This is a genomic window from Bacillus cereus group sp. BfR-BA-01360 (assembly GCF_022663595.1).
Taxonomy (GTDB): Bacteria; Bacillota; Bacilli; order Bacillales; family Bacillaceae_G; genus Bacillus_A; species Bacillus_A cytotoxicus.
In genome coordinates this window covers 1-4057 of record NZ_JAKUFV010000052.1, presented here as the reverse complement: position 1 = coordinate 4057, position 4057 = coordinate 1, and the positions used below count along the sequence as shown (strand labels likewise).

Here is a 4057-nt window from a genome sequence, read left to right as displayed (position 1 = left end):
AAGGAATTCGGTTAAAAGTTAAGCCAGGTCCGAATGTCAAAGTGAATGAGACGTATCAGGGTGAATTAGAGTGGACCTTAACAGATACTCCGCTGTAAACAATCTAGTAGAATTCATCGGATGAGTTGAGCATAGGACTTCTCTAACGTAGGAATAAACTAATATTTCTTAACACTGTTTGCAAGGGCAAATAGTGTTTTTTTGATTCGTAATGCAACTCGCCACTGAAACGTTGCGGAAAAGCGAAGTAGCTTTTCGGTGAAATAAGAAGAAGGATAACGTATCCTATAATTACAGGAAGAGCAATAACTCGAAGAAAATTGGACGCTTGCATTTCTTCCATAAGTTCCATTATGACGATAAAAGTTAACTCTTATTTTCCTTAGCTATTTCTCATAATTCCCTACATGTTTTAAAAAATATGAAAAGAAATAGCGTACAATTTTTAAAACGAGTTACTCTGATTGTAGTGAAACTTTATTTTTATGTATTGTCTGTTTTGAGACGAGCCTGCCTCAAAAGTATAACTTTTGGGCGGCTTTTTTTGTTTATATGTTTTAGTAGCAGTGAGGTGCGAATTGTGTTGGTTAGTTGATCGCTTGTACCGAAATGCTAATATAGGATGAAGAAATGCCGTTATATTTGCTAAAAAGCACATATGCTTTAGTGCTCCTAGAAACAGCTAATTTATCGAGAGAAAATTTTAAAGACGACATTGCGACTGTAGAAGGTGCGGAGTGAAAAGAAGTGAATGCTGAAAAAAGAAGCAGGAGGGAAAATGATATCCTGCTTCTTTTTTATTTGGAAATAAATGGGTTGTTTTGAAAATAAAATCGCCAAGGGTAATGGACAGCTTCTTCTGCGTAATCAATATTAATGCGCGGGCCTTTTACTATTTCATATTGAGAAGAGAGGTGCTGTGATTCAGGCACTAATTCAATATATAGTTTGTCTCCTTGTAAAGAGAGTCCACGTTCTTCTAACGTAATGTTAAGCGCGCGGCATAGCTTACCAGGTCCATTCGTCAAATTTTTATATTGTGTTTTCGTCAGTTCCATCTTTCCATATCGTGCCAGTTTCATTTCTTTTACTCCCTCGGCTGGCTCTAATGCCCGAATGAGAACGCCTTGGGGGATACCAACTGGTGCGGTAATTACATTAAAACAATGATACATACCGTAAATAAGATATACATAAGCATGTCCTGGTGCACCAAACATAATTTCCGTTCGTTCTGTTCGTCGCCCTCCATAACTGTGTGCGGCTTTATCATCCGGTCCTTTATATGCTTCTACTTCAACGATATATCCGCTTCGTTTCACTCCATCTACGATATGGACAAGTTTCTGTCCAAGCAATTTTTTCGCAACGTCCAATGTATCACCTTCATAAAAGGGAGGAGGTGCTTTCATGTTCATCGCTCCTTTCTTGATGATATATGTTTTTGGTACCTGTAAAAGCTCGATTCGCAAGAGAGTCTAATTCGTGAGAGATGAAGAAACTTTTCATAAATGAAGGTTTCTCTTTATATTAAACCAAATTTATAGTAGTAATTCTAACTCGTTCTATTTCGCATATTTCTTTCATAAATTATGGATAGGGTAAAGCAGCTAAGAGGAGGAATGTGTCATGATTTATCGCTTATTGGCTCTTAATATAGATGGGACGCTATTACAGAACAATGGTAAAATCCCAAAAGGCACAAGAGAAGCCGTTGATTTTGTAAAAAGAAAAGGCGTATATGTGACATTATTTACAAATCGTAATTTTCAATCGGCTCATAAAATAGCGAAATCTTTAAAGTTAGATTCTATATTAGTTACGCATGGTGGCGCGTTTATTTCAGCAACATTAGATAAGCCATTCATGCAAAAACGACTATCTGAAGAAAAGACTTTTAATATTGTGCAAGTATTAGAACATTTTGAATGTAATATTCGGATTTCACATGAGCGCTTTTCAATTGGGAACAGGGAACGCAATACCCCAAATTTAATTGCGCGCACTGTGTTATCGAGTGCAGACCCGCTCTTTTATCCCGTTCAATTTGTCGATTCATTAGGGGATGCGCTGCGCGATCATCCTGTGGCAGCTCCTAAAATTGATGTCATCTTTCATAGCCAGGGAGAAAAGGAACGAGCGTTTAAGACATTGCAGAAAGCATTTGCAGATATAGAATATGTGGAGTGTGATACAAGAAGGTTAGAAATCCTACCGTCTCATGTATCAAAATTAAGTGGATTACAAGTATTAGGGGAGCATCTCGGTATTCATGTAAATGAAATGGTAGCGATTGGAGATAGTTTAGAAGATCTTGAAGTGATTGAACATGTAGGCCTAGGGGTAGCGATGGGAAATGCACCTCTTCCGCTCAAACAAGCAGCAGACTGGATTACGCGTTCTAATAATGAAAATGGTGTGCAGTACATGATTAAAGAGCATTTCCGTAAACAATTCCCACTTCCGTTTTTAAAAAATCATACGCAAATGCCAAAACGGTGAGAAAAGAAGAAATATCGTTAATAGTTTTAACCTTGCTATTTACAGGCAGTAAGACTTCTATCTTAAAGTTCAGAGAGGAACAAGGAAGGTAGGTGGGAACGCATAATCAGTGGGCACCTTGCAAAAAATAAAATGGATTTCATCAAAATGTGAAGTATAGGAGTCTATCACCTGTATATAACAGGTGATAGACTCCTTTTTCTTATGAAATGGTCTTTTTCAGTGGTGTCTGTCTATGAATAAAGTTTCTTTTTTTAGCCATACAAATTTCGTGAAAAATTCCCAAATTAAGCCTGACATTTCCATAATATTCATTTATAATAGGGAAGTTGTGGGGTGATGGCTCCTTATTATGAGTTTTAGGATTTATTTTCCAGTTCAGTTAGTTTAATATCTTTTTTCTTGTAGAAGTTTTTGGAATATCTTATCCCAATGGCAATAAAAGGGGGGATTTTATGAACTCAAAAAAATGGTTTGTACTATTTTTAGTCTTTGTTGTTATTATGTCACAAAGTTTCATGCCAATCACTGCAAAGGCACAAGAATTAAATTCAGTGGGATTTGTAGATAGTATCGAGTTTGAGAGCACAGATTTATATTATGGACAAAGAACGAAAATCACTGTGAAATTTAGTGAAAAAGATAATTATGATTTACAGCCTGGAGATGTATTAACATTAACCTTACCTCAAGAACTAAAAGGATTTAATAAAAAAGTCGCATTAGATGATTATGGTGTTTGTGAAATATCATCAGGCATTGCGCAGTGTACATTTAATGAAAAGGTAAGTACGCATACAAATATAAGAGGGAAATTTGGTATTGATATTCAAGTTACAAATGTAGAAGTAGATCAGAAGAAAGAAATACAAACTAACTTAGGAACACTTTTAGAAATGAAAACCATAACTATTACAGGTCCAAGTAGCGGTGGTGGTAATGGTGATGGTGAAGAGCAAAAAGGACCATTTTCTTACAAAGGAGGTTATATAGATCCAGATAATACCCATGAAGTTCAGTGGTATTTGATGGTCAATTATAATAAGGATACTTTAAATAAAGATATTACGATAACTGATAGCTTACAAGGTGGTCAAAAATTAAAGAAGGATCATTTTTATATAGTGGTTGAAAACAGTGCAGAATATAGAGGTCTTACATTAAAAGATTTTGAGAGCCAAGGATATGGAACAATAAAATTTGTGAATGATTCAACTTTCAATATTACTTTTAATAAAAAGAAAGCTAGTGCTACTAGATTTTCAATTATGTATAACGTAGATATAACTGAAGAAGGAGAGAAACTTCAATATCTAAAAAATAAGTATACTATTAAATATGAGATAGAAAATCATAGACCGGTGTCTATGTCAGAAGTTGAACAAATTGAAAATATTACACTATATGGTGAGGCTGAAGGGGATAGACAGGAAAAAGATAAAGAGAAACCACAAGTGGAAGGCATGGGTGAAGAGAAAGAAACCGAAGAGACATGGGAAACAACAGATGAATTAAAAGAAGAGCACCCAAAACCGGAAACAGCGAAAGAATTGGA

The 4057-nt window shown here is 35.5% G+C and carries 3 protein-coding genes; 2 read left to right on the top strand and 1 reads right to left on the bottom strand.

Annotation, left to right across the window (positions count from 1 at the left end; genetic code table 11):
* Positions 1-797: 797 nt before the first annotated feature.
* Complete coding sequence (locus MR056_RS21720; protein WP_011983804.1) at positions 798-1412, bottom strand: DNA-3-methyladenine glycosylase; 615 nt, start codon at positions 1410-1412, stop codon at positions 798-800.
* Between the two features lie 217 nt (positions 1413-1629).
* Between MR056_RS21720 and MR056_RS21715 the strand changes: the two genes are divergently transcribed.
* The gene (locus MR056_RS21715; RefSeq protein WP_011983805.1) at positions 1630-2502 is read left to right on the top strand and encodes a Cof-type HAD-IIB family hydrolase; all 873 of its coding nucleotides are present in this window, start codon (positions 1630-1632) and stop codon (positions 2500-2502) included.
* Positions 2503-2957: 455 nt separating this feature from the next.
* Positions 2958-4057 (top strand): collagen binding domain-containing protein (locus tag MR056_RS21710; protein ID WP_242136719.1); only part of this gene is annotated, 1100 nt, incomplete at its 3' end.

Excerpts from the sequence above, each read along its gene's own strand:
- MR056_RS21720 (WP_011983804.1), bottom strand. The coding sequence starts at position 1,412 with ATGAAAGCACCTCCTCCCTTTTATGAAGGTGATACATTGGACGTTGCG.
- MR056_RS21715 (WP_011983805.1), top strand. The coding sequence starts at position 1,630 with ATGATTTATCGCTTATTGGCTCTTAATATAGATGGGACGCTATTACAG.